Origin of the sequence: Bacillus cereus group sp. RP43 (genome assembly GCF_040459645.1) — a bacterium.
GTDB lineage: Bacteria > Bacillota > Bacilli > Bacillales > Bacillaceae_G > Bacillus_A > Bacillus_A mycoides_C.
In genome coordinates this window covers 1,749,302-1,764,158 of the sequence record NZ_JARVHQ010000001.1, presented here as the reverse complement: position 1 = coordinate 1,764,158, position 14,857 = coordinate 1,749,302, and the positions used below count along the sequence as shown (strand labels likewise).

Sequence of the window (14,857 nt, the reverse complement as noted above, 5' to 3'; positions counted from 1 at the left end):
AATTTTTGCTATTAACCTGATACTGGTATTAATAGTTTTAAAGTTTTACGCTGATTCACTAAATTTAACAATCGCTTTCTTAAAGCTACTTCATTTAAATCTGTATAATTTGAAACAAACTCTTCTATTTCTTCTATTCGAACATTCATTTCTTGTCCTACATAAATTCTTGGGTGAACTTGCTTCTCATTCATTTCATCTTCTTTTAGTAATTCTTCAAAAAGTTTCTCTCCTGGGCGTATACCAGTAAATTCTATTCCTATTTCATCCACGGAATTTCCGGATAATCGAATGAGATTTTTAGCGAGATCGACTATTTTTACTGGTTCTCCCATGTCCAGCACAAAAATCTCCCCACCTTCAGCTAACGCACCAGCTTGCACTACAAGTCTAGATGCCTCTGGAATTGTCATAAAATACCTAATCATATCTGGATGAGTAACTGTAACTGGTCCACCGTTTTGTATTTGCTTCTTAAACAAAGGAATAACACTGCCTCTACTTCCTAAGACATTCCCAAACCGTACAGTAACAAACTTTGTATGACTTATTTTATCTTTGTGCTGAATGACCATCTCAGCTAGTTTCTTTGTTGCTCCCATAACACTCGTCGGGTTCACCGCTTTATCAGATGAAATCATAACAAACGTTCCTACTCCAGTTGCTCTCGCTGCCTCTGCTACATTCATAGTTCCAATCAAATTATTTTTAACAGCCTCTTCAGGGTTATTCTCCATTAGTGGTACATGTTTATGTGCAGCTGCATGATATACGACATTTGGAAGATGTTTACTCATAATTAAATGCATCTTCTTATCATCTTGTATATCTGCGATTTCAGGAATAAATACGCCTTTCATCTCTCTATATTTTTCGTTTAATTCCATTTCTATAGAATAAATACTGTTTTCTCCATGCCCTAATAAAATTAATTTTTTCGGCTTAAATTTCGCAACTTGTCTACAAATTTCCGAACCAATTGAACCTCCTGCACCAGTAACCAAAATGACTTTGTCAGTTATATAATCTGAAATAATATCCATATTAAGTTCCACAGGATCACGCCCTAATAAATCTTCCACCTGAACATCCCTGAATTCATTCACCGAAACTTTACCTGTTACTAAGTCTTCTAACATCGGAAGAATTTGAGTTTTCACCTGTGTTTTCAAACATTCTTTTAAAATAATATTTCGATTCCCTTTGCTTAGTGAAGGAATTGCCAGAATAATAGTTTCAACATTCAGTTTTTTTATAGCAGTTTCAATTTGATTGACACCGCCAATTACTGGAATCCCCCAAATATCAAGATTATGTTTTTTTACATTATCATCAATAAATGCGACTGGCATTAATTCGGCAGCACTATTCTTTAACAACTGTCTTGCAACCATTGTCCCTGCTGAACCAGCACCAACAATTAAGGTTCTTTTTTTATCACCCTTTTTTACATAATAAGCATCTCTATACATTCTCCATATAAAACGCGAACCACCAATTAATAAAATATGAATCATCCAAGTTACAACTAACAGCCGAAAATACATTTTTGGCATGATTAGTTGCTGCACAACTGCTGTAGCAATTATAGAAAATGTAACAACTTTACATATAATGAGTAATTCTCCTATACTTGCATATTCCCAAGATTTGTTATACATCTTATACATTAAAGCAAACAAATGATGACTGACTAATAAAGTGATAGAGCTAATAACTGATGATAAAGTGATAACACTAAAGCTAGCATTTACAAAGAAATAACTAAAAAAAATAGCACTTAACACAATCAGTGAATCCATTAAAAGCAATAACGATATCCTCCGTCGATACGTCATGTAACTTCCTCCTTTAATCAATTCCATACTTAACTCTTTCAAATTTAAAGTTTCTAACTATGTCCTCTTTATTAAAAGTACATAGTTAGAAACTTTAATAAAACATGGGCATCTAACCCTCCCTCACATTACACTTTTGATGACTCGCATCTAAGGTTGTTTTCACAACCCACAGCATAATCGAGTGCCTCCATTGATAGCGGTAAGGAGACATCACCACATCGTATCTCTTTAAAAAATTCTTTATAAAGAACATCTCTATATGCGAATCTTAAATTTATTTTTCTAAAGTACATTTATATTATTCATACTTTTCCATTCAAAATCGCACCTAATATCCTACTTTTCGTAAAACTTAACGCTCTTTTCGTTTCAAGCGCATCTTCGTTCACAGTACGATTATAACGAATCACCAATAATACTCCTTCACACTTATCAGCTAATACACTCGTATCTGTTACTTCTAATACAGGAGAAGAATCAAATAATATGATGTCGTACCGTCCCATCGCCTTTTGAATTAACATATCCATTACATCTGAACTAAGTACTTCAGATGGATTGAATGGTATCGGTCCGCTAGTTAATACATCCAGACTTTCTAACTCTGTTTTTTTCACAGCACCCTCTAAAGTTGTTTTTCCGTTCAATATATCAGTTAATCCAATTGTATTTTCTACTCCGAACATTTCATGAATCGTTGGTGTTCGTAAATTTGCATCTATTACCAATACTTTTTCACCTTTTTGTGCTATCGAAACTGCTAAATTAACTGTAATCGTTGATTTTCCTTCACCATACCTCGGAGAAGTAATAACTATAGTTCTGCTTTTATGAATAGATGAAGATAATTGAAGGTTTGTTCGAAGCGAACGATACTGCTCCGAAATTTTCGATCTTGGAGCGGTATAAGCAATTATACTTTCTCCTTTAACTTTATTTGTTTTTCGTCTATTTTTGTAAGCCACTCCGTTCCCTCCCCCAATAATACCGTATTTTTTTTACTGAATTTGTCTTTCGCATTTTTTCTATTCATTTTAGATATTCCGCCCAAAACAGGGACATCTAACAATTGTTCAATTCGCCGTTCCGATTTGATTCTCTCATCAAGTGAATCCAATAAAAAAATGAATCCAATACTGAGCACTATACCTATAGAGAATGCAATTAATATCGTCTTAAAGTGATTTACATTTATAGGCATAGAATTTTTTTGAACTGGGTCTTCTGGTAATATACTCACATTATTAAAATTCAGTATATTCGCTACTTCTTTCTTATAAACAGCGGCTGTAGTATTTGCAATTTTATGAGCAAGCACAGGATCTATATCCACTACATTTATTCTCATAATCTGGGACCCTTGTACACTTTCTGTACTTATTTGTCCACTTAATGCACCTGCAGATCTGTTAATATTCAACTCAGCAGCCACTTTTTCTAATATTACAGGCTCATTTACCATCGCTTTCAATGTATTCATCGTTTCAGCATTAGCTTGAACAATAACCCTTGCTGAAGAGGCATATAATGGTGTTTTTACATATATACTATACATCGCTCCTGCTACTGTTGTGAGAGTTGTAAATAATAGAATTATCCAAATTCTTTTCCGTATAATAGTAAATAGATTTTTCAAATTTATTTCCTTATCCATAACTTCCCTCCTCATTTAAAACCAATGAGCTTCAAGTTGAAATTGACATCAAAACATCAAGAAAAAAACAATATTTTTATTCTTTTAAATATACAAACATTTCTAGTTAATGCCATTTTAGTTCTTTATACAGAACGAGTCAATATAAATTATTCTTGTTAAATCACTTCTTAATTACACCTCATAAATTACGACAACATTCGCTGTAATTCGCTGTAAATATATGACGAAAAAACCGTAACACCGTAATATCAGGGCTTTTTTTCTTAATATAGAGATGGATTTTGATCGCGTTCCCATTGGTGGCCTTGCGTTCTAAATATATCCTCTGAATTCATCAAGTTTTAAATTGCGCTAAAAACGTTGATTTACCAAGGTTTTATAAAAGTGATGTTTCATAGTGATTCATCACTTTTTTTTATTTTGTGGGTGAATTGTGGGTGGGTTCGTGGGTGCCCCACAAAATAAAACAAACCTAAATAACTTAGGCCTGTTTTATTTTTTCATCTATTCTTTCCTATTTAAAATATCCTTTTTAAAAACAGCCTATCTCGAACCATCTCTTTAATCGGCACTAACGTCCCCGACTTCACCAACTTATTTAAATTCTGCCTTGAGCATCCTAAAATCTCCAATGCCTCTGAAGTATTCACTATTTCATCATTTACGAATTTTATTAGTTCTTCCTTAGATTCAAAGTTATACATTTTTCTTCTCCTTTATATAGAGAGTAATTATATTTACTATCATTAGTACAAACGATATTATGCTAAATACTATTAAGACATAGCCCCATGTGTTTAGATTGTCATAATCCAGTATTGCTAAGATAAATCCTAAAATCAAAACTACGGGAATATTCGTCCAAATAAACTTTTTCATCATATTATATGGAATAGGAAATGTTTGGGATGGTATAGTAGATGGTACGGGAGATGCTGTTGGAGATACAATCGACGGTATAAAAGCATTAGGTGACTGGGAAACTTGGAAAGGCATGGGCTACACTGTCACCCATTTAGATGAAGCTTTACCTGCTATGTGGGATGCGTTATCCGACTCTTATAATAAAGATGTGATAAATGGTGATGCAGAAACACGTGCAAGATGGGGATCGTATGCTTTAACACAAATTGGATTAGGTCTTCTTGGAGATAAAGGGATCAGTAAGGCTGCAAAGCTAGCACAAGGTGCTAAATTCTCTCAAGGTATCTCAAAAGCTGGACAATTATTTAATAAAGGCGATAATTTGGCTTTCGCAGGCGGTAATGGTGTTACATCTGCATTTGATAGTGCTACTTTTAGACAAGCCGAAGAAAAACTTTCAACCTACCAGTTTGCTAAAGGTGAAAATACTACTACTGTGAAACCTGGTGATAGTAGTTCACTTGCCCCTGGAGGAGGCCTAGCTGCACACGAGGCTAGAGGTGGACATTTAATAGAAAGACATGTAGGAAAAACAGATGAAGAACTATTGCAAAGATTAGAAAGGGACCCTAGAATTCGAGCGTCATCAACTTTCACTGATAGGGCTACAGCCGAGAGAGTAGTTAATGAAGTTTTAAGCAACCCGCAAAATACGGAAAAAATAAACAGATGGTTAAATAACCCTGACAGCAAGCCAACCTTACCCTTAAGATACCAAGGTACAGATATTACTGGTAGGCATGTTCCTAGAGGATCAGAAATTATCTCAGAAGTAACAAATGCAAGAATTGTTTTAAAAAAAGACAGAGATGGTAGTTTTATTATTACAGGATATCCAGAAAGATAGAGGAGAGTTTATATGAAAGATAAATACATACAATATGAAGAATTAGGTGATTTTTTAGCAGGAACTTTCCATCAAGATATTGAATCACTCGAATTCGCCATAAACGAATTTATCACTGAAGTTACTAATATATGTTTAGAGAATACTATTGAAGACATTATATCATTCCTACAAAGTGGTTTAACTGTTCATGAAAAAGAAGAATTCATTAAATATAATGTCGAAATTTATTTTCCTGCTTTAAACCTTACCCCTATAGAATGGCTAGAGCAAATAGTCGACCTCTTAAAAAGAGCATTAAAAAATAAATAGTAAGAACGGTTTTCAACCACCCTTTACAGATGGTCTTTTACTTTTTTCTACTTCACATACACAATAGCTTCATTTGTCGTAACATAGTATATTTCCCCCTTTTCTATTGTGTACTTTATATTGTAGCAAATCGTTCACACTTACTTTTTATCCCTTATGGCGATAATTTTAATGGCCAATAAATAACCTAGCGACTACTTACAATATCATCAAACAGGAAATGGATTTGTAATATCCGAAAACGAACGGATTATTCCAGAATATGAATCTTAAAACCAAAAGACGGAGCGGAAATCTACACGATAATTAATGGTGAAGAAAAATTAGTAGGAGTATATCGCGAAAAATACCAGCGTTTTATTCCAGCAACAACAAAATAATTAAGTAGGTGATACAATGATTAAAAGAGGAAAATATGGCCTTTATAAAGGGTCTGAGTATAGAATCGTGGAAACAAATGACGGTGTAGAACTTATCTCTACAAAGGAATTTGATTTATTGCAAGGTTTCATTCGTGATAATTGGGATGAGAATATGTTCTGTAAAAATGTATCAAAAGATGAATTAGAATTAGCTTATTATATTACCCCATATGTTTTGTATAAAGGTCGAAAATTTGGTATTGCTGCTGGAGATGGGAGCACCGACTCAGTCATTATCGGAACGACCTACAAATCAGAATCAGATGAATTAGGTATGAAAAATGTTAACAAATCAGAATACGAAATGTCTGTAAACTTAAAAGATGTTGAGGTAATTGAAGAAAAAAAACCTATATGGGGGTTTACACTAACTAGCTAAAGGAAATTAATTACAACAAATAAAAGCAGAACCTTATGAGGGTTCTGCTTTTATAATTTTCATCTCGCATACACATAGGCAGGATTAGTAGTTACATAGTATGTTTTGCCTTTACTGTTGTGTACTTTGTATTGATATGAACCATTCACAATTACTTTTGTCTCAATAACAAACCCTAAACCTATATCTACTACTCCAGCCACATCTTTATCCTGCCAAGATGGAGATTCATAGAAACGTAAATTGTTCACTTTAGAAATAACCCTCTTACCAGTTATAGTAGAAGCATCCGTCCCATTGTAACGGATGTATGAGGAGTCATAATAAATCCATTGGTTACCACCAAGATTTAACCAGTTTCCTAATTTGCCCCATATTTTATAAGCCTCTCCTTTTTGTAATTTACGAATAACACTATTATCTGTTGATGGTCCAAAACGAAGATTTACATTGTACCCCTCAATATACGCAACACCATTCACCTCTACTGTACCAGGTACTTCATTTGGTTTTTGTGGTTTAGCATCCACTGTAACAGAGTTCCCGTTATAAGCCTTTAACACGTCTGCTCGGAATTTAGCCTCTGATACACCATGACTACGAAGATAATCAAGTGGGTCTTCATGATCTGTCCCACCTAATTTATAAGTAATATCCTTATGTGTCCATAACCCTATAGAAGGATGAATATTTCGTTCTCGCAAGATTTCCCCAATTAACTCTACATATTGTTCATAAGAACGTTTAAACTTCACTGAATCACTTGTCTCACACAGTTCAACATGAACGAACCTTGCATTTGCTATCGGACCTGCGCCCCATGCCCGATATTTTGTAGATGCGATTTGAATCTTTTCATCCCAATCAACTGCATAATGAACAAATGCTGAACGCCATATACGAGACTCATATTTTTGAATATTTATTGCTGGCGCCTCAGGGGTAGCTGTAGAATGTGCCACAACGCCTTCATAAGCACCAACACCGTAACGGTATGGTTGGTTAGGTACATCAGGAATAAGTAAAATTCTATCAGCAAATACGTTTGTTCCAATTGATACTACTAAAGTCATTGCAATAACTATGGATACAATATGTTTGTGTTTCTTTTTCATTTCTTATTGGCATCCTTTTTTATAATTTTTGTATGGTCAAATAATCCGCTTGCTGACAATCCGATAATCATTCCTTGAAATATATTCATTTTAATATCTTGGGAAAAAAATAAAGCGCCTAGCGTAATGCCAAGCATCAAATTAAATAACGGAATATATTTTGTTTGCAGTCCATTTGTTTTTGCAATTTGTGATAGTCCTATCACAATTCCAATCATTGCCGTAATTTCAATCACTACATACCGCCTCCATTCAAAAAGAAGGTCAACGCCGCGCCAATAAGCCCACCAATGATAAGACGTAAAATCCAAGTTGTATTAGCGCTAATCTTATCTAATTGTTTATTAATATTAATAATGTCTTTTTCGTTACCCGTTGTCCGCATTTCTAAACTTCTAATCTCTAATCGTATGTCCTTAATATCTTGCCTTATTTCCTGAACATCACCTTTCACCTCTTGCAAACCATCCATATTGCCACCTCTTTCCCACTTCTTATTTGATTTAAAATAAAAAAAAGCCTACATTACATACGCTTGGCTTTACGTTTCATTATTTAGATCCTTCTTTTATCTGTCTCATCTATGATGCCTCATTGTATGTATTATGCACTGTGATGAATTCCGGTATCATTGTATTGGGACACTTTATACTATATTTACTTGAGTTAACTAATTTTTTCTAATCTCCATTACTGAACATCTCCTTTTTATTCTCTTGTTTTTCCACCTAAAATTTCTACTGTGTTACTAGGTACACCTGATCGCTTCATGCATATACGACTAGCTTTTCTATAGGTGATTCATTGTTATCACTTTCTTGCAAAAGAAAAAGAGCAACTATGTATCAGTTTCTCTTCCGTTAATTTCTCTCTACACTCCGACCACCGTTTTACAGGGATTAACCACACCACAAAAAAAAAAGCATCATATGATGCTTCATATAATGCTTTTTGTTCATCTAATTTAATATTCATGGATTTCGAGATACTACCTTACATTAAAATGTTCTTCTTTCACCCATGCGTTTGGTCCAATAGCAATATAACCATCTTTTCTTGCATAAATTTCATAAGCAACAGATCCATCCACATTACCAGTCCATTCACCATTTGGTCCATTATATGTGTTAATACCAGCACCTGCCGGATATTTTGAGTAAGCATAGAACCATTGTACATCGAAGTGCTCTTGCTTCACCCATGCCTGCCAACCTAAGCATAGCCTATTTTCATTACCACCATACCAAGCAGCATCTATAATTAAATATGGAGTCTTGGTATCGATTATTCGGCCAGTGGCATGAGCATCTTTATCACCACTAATATATAAATTGATACCAGCACCTTCTGGATATTTAGACGTAGCAATTCCAACACCTTTTGATTGTACTGGCTTATTTTCGGAAGGATCAGTCGTGCTACCACCGTCTCCTTTTCCCAAGTAGTCTAACGGATTCACGGCATTACTCTTACTATCATTCCAGCCTCCTTTATGCAATTCAAAATGTAAGTGTTGGCCGTCAGCCTGCCCCGTGCTCCCCATAACTCCAATTGTTTGTCCTTGTGTAACATAATCGCCTTCTTTAACCGTTCGAGAACCACTACGCATATGGGCGTATACAGTTTCCCATGTAACTCCATCAATAGTATGCACAATCATAATACATTCACCATAACTGGATGAATAATAAGAACGACTAACTCGCCCGCTAGCCGCTGCATAAATCGGATGATCACCCGATTCAGCAAGATCTACGCCATGATGATTTGGTCTGCTACCTCTAAAACCACTTGTTACTCTCGTTGTATTTGTTGGATAAATAAATTTTGCCATATTAATCTTCCTTTCTATTTTTACGTAATATAAAAAGGCACTTAAATGAGTGCCTTTGTTCATTGTCTATAATCATTATTATTTCGATGTATTATAGATTTCCAATATTAGATTCTCATACCTCTAGATTACATGAGTATAATCAAAAGAATGAGAAATCCTCCGTTGTTACCTTACATTAAAATGTTCTTCTTTCACCCATGCGTTTGGTCCAATAGCAATATAACCATCTTTTCTTGCATAAATTTCATAAGCAACAGATCCATCCACATTACCAGTCCATTCACCATTTGGTCCATTATATGTGTTAATACCAGCACCTGCCGGATATTTTGAGTAAGCATAGAACCATTGTACATCGAAGTGCTCTTGCTTCACCCATGCCTGCCAACCTAAGCACAACCTATTTTCATTACCACCATACCAAGCAGCATCTATAATTAAATACGGAGTCTTGGTATCGATTATTCGGCCAGTGGCATGAGCATCTTTATCACCACTAATATATAAATTGATACCAGCACCTTCTGGATATTTAGACGTAGCGATTCCAACACCTTTTGGTTGTACCGGTTTATTGTCACCACCGCCACCAGTTCCTCCATCAAAATCTACATATTGCTTAACAATTTCAGAGTAGAAAAAATTCCCTCCATTTTTATATCGGTAGCCACCATTGTATGCAACAGCAACAGGCTGACTATACTTGACCATAGCACCAGTTGTATTTCCAAGTGATGGCGCAACAACCGTCTTAGAATACAGATCTGCCACCGGTAATGAATGTTGTTTATTATTAGAAGCTAACCAGCGAAGGTAAGCTCGTCCAAAATTATATGATTGAACAATGGCACTTAAATCTGTAATACCATTTTTCTTTGCATCATCAAAAGCTCCTTTTAAATGCTTTACCCCGTAATAAATTGAATCTTTAGGATTTTTAATTGTATTCATTGCCCATCCTTGCGATTCGCTTGACTGCATAATATCAGGTGTTGTTTCAGAGTTCCCTCCACTTTCCACCATAATAATTCCAAGTACGTAAGGAACTAACTCAGAAACACCTTGTGTAGCACATTCACTTTCTACCATTGATTGCCAACGTAACACTTGTTGTGGCAGATTCTTTGTTTTAACTGAAGCAGCTAATATACTCATTACTAAACATCTCCTTATTTTCCTATTATTTTTGTCTAAAAAACTACTACTTTACTACATATGACTATCAGCCAAATACCCATTATTCTATAAAATTACTTCATGTTGCTCACCTTCTTTCACAACAAAAAGAGCAACCATAAAAATAGTTGCTCTTTCGTCGAAATCTTATATTACTACTATAAATCACTTTTTCAATACTTTCTGTACACCACATGTATCCTACAAAAAGGTAACATTAAAATTCATCTAAAAACTTGACAATCTTTCTTATTTCAGCATGTTTGCGTCGAATATAGCCTGTACTATAATGCAATTCAAATGCTATTTGTTCTAAGGTCATTCCATCAACATATTTCATTTTAAGTATTTGATGATCCAGTCCTGCAAACTTATTAATCAAAAGCTTTAAATCATACTCTTCATTCATCTTATGAGCTAATTCATATTCAATTGCTTCAATCCGGTCTTCTACCTTAGCCCCTTCCGATTCAGCGGTTAATCGTACATTTTGCAAGTCCCCACTAGTCCAGCGCTTTAATTCCGCTTTTGATTTGTCTAAGTTGTATTCTAAATAAGCAATTTCTTCTTCTAATTTCTTATAATCTTTGAGCCATTCAAACATCTGACGATTCACCTACTTCCTTTTTTGTAAACTTAAATACTACTAATTTAATAAAACTTATATCCTTATTAGCTTTTTCAATCTTTGTTATTTGTAGAACATCTTTCATTTAATAAACACAACCATTTCCTACTATTTATAAACTCATTTTCTCTTTAGAATTCCGATACTGTAATTAACTCCTGAATAGATAATGAAAAACTTCCTTCTAACATTCCTTGTAGGACATTAAGAAGCACACAGAAATCATAAATTGTTAATACCTGCTCCAAACTTTCACGAATATCTTCATATGAATGTTCAATATACATCGAACATCCTTGAATAACGTAATCGTTTTATATTTACATTAAGATAATTCATTTTAAAACATCCAGGTCATCGACCATTTTATCTTTTCTTAAGACTTATATTTATTTAATACCTCTTGTAATCTCTCACGCTCTTCATCAGTATACTGCGCGGGTTTTCTTTCCGCTTCTTGGTTCGTTGGTTCTTCATCTTTATATAACCAATCTGGGACAATCTCTTTTCTAGTCGAATAAGTTCTACCTGATCCATTATATTTCTTATTCTTATTCATTTTGAAACGTCTATCTAGCGCAGTCACCTCAGCAAATGTTTTAACTTTTTGCTCCTTCCAATTACTCAATATAGCTTTAACGTAGTTCCATCTTGGTGCATTCTCATCAATAGCCTTATTAGTTGCATACTGAATTAACTCACTACTAAACAAATTACAAAAATCTCCTAACTCCGTAAATGCAATTTCACTTAACGGAATTCCTCTCTCTTTTAAAAAATTATAATTTTTTTTAAACTCTCCACCGAATAATATATGAGATTCTAATTTATCCTTATCATCATGATTAGTATTTTGTATTTTAGTATTTAGTTTATTAATATTTAGTAGTGTCGGATTTTCCTCATATGGCTTTCCCACACCTTGCTTTTCCACTTGTGGAATTCCCATTTGTGGTGTTTCATAAATTTCCGTATCCCATCTTGTAATTTTTTTTGTATTTTCATCACGAACGGGATAACGCTTTACATAGCCTAATTCTTTTAGTTCTTTAAAACCTGTACGTAGTGAATCTTCTCCATCCTTAGCATGTTGAGCTAATTCACTAATATGAAAAGTCCAATCATCTGGTAATGTAAGTGCATAGGCCAAAATTCCTTTCGCTTTCCATGACAACCTTTCATCTTTTAAACCAGTATTATTTATGACGGAATAATTACTATCTTTTTTCACTCGAATAATCCCCATATTAGCCACCTCTTAAATTCTCAAAACCGGTATTCAATGTTATACTTATTTAGAGATATTTTTTCTTATAGAATCCGCTGCAACGGATTCTTTTCTTATGCATTCATTCAAATCAATCACGCTACCCATGTTTCTTTTCTCCTAAATCTTTCTTATTCCTCAAATTCAACATCAACTTGAATTTCGATATTCATAGGAATTTCTTGTGTTATACGAATAATATTTGGACTTATTCCTTTTTGGATAAGTTTTTTAACCTGCTCTTTTGCAGCATCTTTTGTTTTAAATTCACTGACAGTTGGTACACCTGCTAAACTGCTAATAATGACAATAATCTTTTGTTGCATATTCCTTCCTCCTATTGAACTTCCACCATATGTAATTGCAAGTTTTTAACTGTGATTTCTTCCTCTAAAACAGTTGGAATTGAATAGTCTTCATTAATTATTTGTATAGCTCTTTCCAAACGATTACGTTTAATAGCTTTATAACTATTCACACCAAATTCACGATGTAACTGACTATAAATATCTCTATATACCTTCCTTCTAAGGCTGATGTCCTGATAAGAATTTGAAATTTTACCTCCTAATAACATGACACCTAACCTTTTTACAGCCCTTGTTATTTCGTCACACTCGATGGCATAAAGCGGAGCATTTTCTCTCAATCCCCTCACCTCAGATTTAATCTCTTGTATCTCCTGAGCATGTCCTTCCAAAGCAGCAAACGTTAACTTTAAAACCCCTATTGGATCCTTTGGTATTTTTTGCTGGTTTTGTATATACCGGTTCATCCGTTTAAATTCTTCAATAAATTTAATTTTCATTCTAACAGCTTCTCTTGTGTTATACCCCATAGCAAGTAATACGAAAGCTTCTTCAGTTAAATTGTATTTAGACATTCGCTCCCCCTGTGAATTGGTATAAGTGGAATCGTAAAAATTTCCTTGTGCAAATTCTTCACCCGCATATACAATATTTTTACGAATATCCTCCAAAACATAGTAATGATCTTTCCCGAACTTTTTCGCAATTACCAAACTATCCGTTACTACCTCACCATTAACTTCAAATACTAGTTCACCATGTACTAATACTTCAGTTAAGTGATCCATTCTTATCTCCTCCTCACCTTTAATTTTTGATTACCTTCCTTACATTTACATAACCATGCATCAAATGTAATTATTCACCTGTTTTCTTGAACATTAACCAACTTCCAACATTCAAATTATGTGATTTAATATAAAATATTTCCTCAACTCTACAATAAAGCGTTTCTCAATAATTTCGTTATCGAGTTAAAACTTCAATATTTTATGTTCCAAAAAAAGTAGGGTTTCTTTTCACACTACAATTCGGTTTGTTTTCTTCAAATTCAAAAAGGTATTCTAAATTATGATCAGGAAAAAAGGTTTCCTTAATTTCAAGAGCCTCATCATAATAAAAACGAAATTTGCCATTAATTTTGTCGCTCACTGTTGCGTAGCGAAGATTCAGATGCGAAGAGATTTGGGTAATTACAATCCCTTTTCTCGCCATCTCTGCACGCAGATTCGGATACATTAGCTCACCACCTTAACTTTTATACGAAATTGCGTTCATTTCTTTTTTTAATATATACGCATTTCCGTACAAAGTCAACGGGATAACAGGAAAAATATACTCAATATCGTACAAAATACTATTTACATATAAATTCAGCTAAGTTATGATAGTAACAAACATACTCAATATCGTATACATTTTAATAAGAAGGATGGTGAGGTTAATGGAAAAAGCAAAGATTGTAACACGCTTAATAAAAGAAGCTGGATATAGCAAAAGAGCTTTCGCAGAAAAAATCGGGCTTCCTCCCACAACACTGCAATCAATGTTATCAAGAGGAATCGGCAAAGCATCTGTTGATAATGTAATAAAAGTTTGTAAGGGATTAGGAATCACTACTGATGATTTAGAGGGGCTCACAACTAAAGGGGATAATACAGTTAAAGAAGAAGTTTCTATTTATGAAACCATTCAAAACGACCAATCAAACATTATCCATATCCCAATCATTGGTTCTGTTGCAGCCGGTACGCCTATATTCGCTGAAGAAAATATCGAGGGTTATTTACCAATGCTAAGTACATTTTTAAATAAGCGTAAAAAGTATTTTTATCTTACTGTAAAAGGCACTAGCATGAATCTCGAATTCCCTGATGGTTCTTATGTTCTGGTAGAAGAAACTCCTTATGTTGAGAATGGACAAATTGCTGTTGTAAAAGTCAATGGTTATGATGCTACTGTGAAAAAAATCTCAAAATCTGGAAGCATCATTACTTTAATACCATTGAGTAATGATCCTATCCATGAACCACAGACTTACGACCTTTCAGCTGAAGATGTAAAAATCATTGGTCGCGTTGTACAAGCAGTAAAAAATTATTAAATTTTTAGCGCTAGAAATTTATTAAAAAAAGAACCGATTT

The 14,857-nt window shown here is 34.1% G+C and carries 17 protein-coding genes and 2 pseudogenes; 4 read left to right on the top strand and 15 right to left on the bottom strand.

Annotation, left to right across the window (positions count from 1 at the left end; translation table 11 throughout):
- Window positions 1–11 precede the first annotated feature (11 nt).
- The 4 genes and pseudogenes from QCI75_RS09290 to QCI75_RS09275 all read right to left on the bottom strand — a co-directional run bounded on the left by QCI75_RS09290 (window position 12) and on the right by QCI75_RS09275 (window position 4,202).
- The gene (locus QCI75_RS09290) at window positions 12–1,838 is read right to left on the bottom strand and encodes a polysaccharide biosynthesis protein (protein WP_144505537.1); all 1,827 of its coding nucleotides are present in this window, start codon (window positions 1,836–1,838) and stop codon (window positions 12–14) included.
- A gap of 305 nt (window positions 1,839–2,143) precedes the next feature.
- The gene (locus QCI75_RS09285) at window positions 2,144–2,806 is read right to left on the bottom strand and encodes a CpsD/CapB family tyrosine-protein kinase (protein WP_144505538.1); all 663 of its coding nucleotides are present in this window, start codon (window positions 2,804–2,806) and stop codon (window positions 2,144–2,146) included.
- Window positions 2,755–3,495, bottom strand: coding sequence for a YveK family protein (locus QCI75_RS09280; protein WP_144505539.1), 741 nt, complete (start codon window positions 3,493–3,495; stop codon window positions 2,755–2,757). Before QCI75_RS09280 ends, QCI75_RS09285 begins: the two co-directional genes overlap by 52 nt.
- A gap of 507 nt (window positions 3,496–4,002) precedes the next feature.
- A pseudogene (locus QCI75_RS09275) lies at window positions 4,003–4,202 on the bottom strand (DNA-binding protein).
- Between the two features lie 188 nt (window positions 4,203–4,390).
- Between QCI75_RS09275 and QCI75_RS09270 the strand changes: the two are divergent.
- The 3 genes and pseudogenes from QCI75_RS09270 to QCI75_RS09260 form a co-directional block, all read left to right on the top strand.
- A pseudogene (locus QCI75_RS09270) lies at window positions 4,391–5,269 on the top strand (RNase A-like domain-containing protein); the annotation flags it as partial.
- Between the two features lie 12 nt (window positions 5,270–5,281).
- Window positions 5,282–5,581, top strand: coding sequence for a contact-dependent growth inhibition system immunity protein (locus QCI75_RS09265; protein WP_353760329.1), 300 nt, complete (start codon window positions 5,282–5,284; stop codon window positions 5,579–5,581).
- Window positions 5,582–5,977: 396 nt separating this feature from the next.
- Window positions 5,978–6,382: a hypothetical protein gene (locus QCI75_RS09260; RefSeq protein WP_353760328.1), complete on the top strand. Its 405-nt coding sequence runs from the start codon at window positions 5,978–5,980 to the stop codon at window positions 6,380–6,382.
- 59 nt (window positions 6,383–6,441) lie between these two features.
- On the opposite strand, the gene QCI75_RS09255 is transcribed toward QCI75_RS09260, so the two are convergent.
- From QCI75_RS09255 to QCI75_RS09205, 11 genes are all read right to left on the bottom strand, one after another.
- Complete coding sequence (locus QCI75_RS09255; RefSeq protein WP_353760327.1) at window positions 6,442–7,497, bottom strand: N-acetylmuramoyl-L-alanine amidase; 1,056 nt, start codon at window positions 7,495–7,497, stop codon at window positions 6,442–6,444.
- Complete coding sequence (locus tag QCI75_RS09250) at window positions 7,494–7,733, bottom strand: holin (protein WP_353760326.1); 240 nt, start codon at window positions 7,731–7,733, stop codon at window positions 7,494–7,496. The genes QCI75_RS09255 and QCI75_RS09250 overlap by 4 nt, the downstream gene beginning before the upstream one ends.
- The gene (locus QCI75_RS09245; RefSeq protein ID WP_353760325.1) at window positions 7,733–7,969 is read right to left on the bottom strand and encodes a hemolysin XhlA family protein; all 237 of its coding nucleotides are present in this window, start codon (window positions 7,967–7,969) and stop codon (window positions 7,733–7,735) included. Before QCI75_RS09245 ends, QCI75_RS09250 begins: the two co-directional genes overlap by 1 nt.
- A 516-nt stretch (window positions 7,970–8,485) precedes the next feature.
- Window positions 8,486–9,331 carry a M23 family metallopeptidase gene (locus QCI75_RS09240; RefSeq protein ID WP_353760324.1) on the bottom strand — a complete coding sequence of 282 codons (846 nt, stop codon included), beginning with the start codon at window positions 9,329–9,331 and terminating at the stop codon, window positions 8,486–8,488.
- 168 nt (window positions 9,332–9,499) lie between these two features.
- Entirely contained in the window at window positions 9,500–10,489 is a 990-nt protein-coding gene (locus QCI75_RS09235; RefSeq protein WP_353760323.1) for a lysozyme family protein, read from the bottom strand.
- Between the two features lie 238 nt (window positions 10,490–10,727).
- Window positions 10,728–11,114, bottom strand: coding sequence for a DUF1492 domain-containing protein (locus tag QCI75_RS09230; RefSeq protein ID WP_353760322.1), 387 nt, complete (start codon window positions 11,112–11,114; stop codon window positions 10,728–10,730).
- Window positions 11,115–11,269: 155 nt separating this feature from the next.
- Window positions 11,270–11,425, bottom strand: a complete 156-nt coding sequence (locus tag QCI75_RS09225; RefSeq protein ID WP_353760321.1) for a hypothetical protein — start codon at window positions 11,423–11,425, stop codon at window positions 11,270–11,272.
- An 89-nt stretch (window positions 11,426–11,514) separates the two neighbouring features.
- Window positions 11,515–12,384 carry a DnaD domain protein gene (locus tag QCI75_RS09220; RefSeq protein ID WP_353760320.1) on the bottom strand — a complete coding sequence of 290 codons (870 nt, stop codon included), beginning with the start codon at window positions 12,382–12,384 and terminating at the stop codon, window positions 11,515–11,517.
- A 152-nt stretch (window positions 12,385–12,536) separates the two neighbouring features.
- Window positions 12,537–12,731: a hypothetical protein gene (locus tag QCI75_RS09215; protein WP_353760319.1), complete on the bottom strand. Its 195-nt coding sequence runs from the start codon at window positions 12,729–12,731 to the stop codon at window positions 12,537–12,539.
- Window positions 12,732–12,742: 11 nt separating this feature from the next.
- On the bottom strand, window positions 12,743–13,501 hold the full coding sequence (locus tag QCI75_RS09210; RefSeq protein WP_353760318.1) for an ORF6C domain-containing protein: 759 nt from the start codon (window positions 13,499–13,501) through the stop codon (window positions 12,743–12,745).
- 202 nt (window positions 13,502–13,703) lie between these two features.
- The gene (locus QCI75_RS09205; protein ID WP_353760317.1) at window positions 13,704–13,952 is read right to left on the bottom strand and encodes a helix-turn-helix domain-containing protein; all 249 of its coding nucleotides are present in this window, start codon (window positions 13,950–13,952) and stop codon (window positions 13,704–13,706) included.
- 205 nt (window positions 13,953–14,157) lie between these two features.
- Between QCI75_RS09205 and QCI75_RS09200 the strand changes: the two genes are divergently transcribed.
- Window positions 14,158–14,817: a LexA family protein gene (locus tag QCI75_RS09200; protein ID WP_353760316.1), complete on the top strand. Its 660-nt coding sequence runs from the start codon at window positions 14,158–14,160 to the stop codon at window positions 14,815–14,817.
- Window positions 14,818–14,857 lie beyond the last annotated feature (40 nt).

Excerpts from the sequence above, each read along its gene's own strand:
- QCI75_RS09290 (WP_144505537.1), bottom strand. The coding sequence starts at position 1,838 with ATGACGTATCGACGGAGGATATCGTTATTGCTTTTAATGGATTCACTG.
- QCI75_RS09280 (WP_144505539.1), bottom strand. The coding sequence starts at position 3,495 with ATGGATAAGGAAATAAATTTGAAAAATCTATTTACTATTATACGGAAA.
- QCI75_RS09265 (WP_353760329.1), top strand. The coding sequence starts at position 5,282 with ATGAAAGATAAATACATACAATATGAAGAATTAGGTGATTTTTTAGCA.
- QCI75_RS09260 (WP_353760328.1), top strand. The coding sequence starts at position 5,978 with ATGATTAAAAGAGGAAAATATGGCCTTTATAAAGGGTCTGAGTATAGA.
- QCI75_RS09255 (WP_353760327.1), bottom strand. The coding sequence starts at position 7,497 with ATGAAAAAGAAACACAAACATATTGTATCCATAGTTATTGCAATGACT.
- QCI75_RS09245 (WP_353760325.1), bottom strand. The coding sequence starts at position 7,969 with ATGGATGGTTTGCAAGAGGTGAAAGGTGATGTTCAGGAAATAAGGCAA.
- QCI75_RS09240 (WP_353760324.1), bottom strand. The coding sequence starts at position 9,331 with ATGGCAAAATTTATTTATCCAACAAATACAACGAGAGTAACAAGTGGT.
- QCI75_RS09235 (WP_353760323.1), bottom strand. The coding sequence starts at position 10,489 with ATGAGTATATTAGCTGCTTCAGTTAAAACAAAGAATCTGCCACAACAA.
- QCI75_RS09230 (WP_353760322.1), bottom strand. The coding sequence starts at position 11,114 with ATGTTTGAATGGCTCAAAGATTATAAGAAATTAGAAGAAGAAATTGCT.
- QCI75_RS09225 (WP_353760321.1), bottom strand. The coding sequence starts at position 11,425 with ATGTATATTGAACATTCATATGAAGATATTCGTGAAAGTTTGGAGCAG.
- QCI75_RS09220 (WP_353760320.1), bottom strand. The coding sequence starts at position 12,384 with ATGGGGATTATTCGAGTGAAAAAAGATAGTAATTATTCCGTCATAAAT.
- QCI75_RS09215 (WP_353760319.1), bottom strand. The coding sequence starts at position 12,731 with ATGCAACAAAAGATTATTGTCATTATTAGCAGTTTAGCAGGTGTACCA.
- QCI75_RS09210 (WP_353760318.1), bottom strand. The coding sequence starts at position 13,501 with ATGGATCACTTAACTGAAGTATTAGTACATGGTGAACTAGTATTTGAA.
- QCI75_RS09205 (WP_353760317.1), bottom strand. The coding sequence starts at position 13,952 with ATGTATCCGAATCTGCGTGCAGAGATGGCGAGAAAAGGGATTGTAATT.
- QCI75_RS09200 (WP_353760316.1), top strand. The coding sequence starts at position 14,158 with ATGGAAAAAGCAAAGATTGTAACACGCTTAATAAAAGAAGCTGGATAT.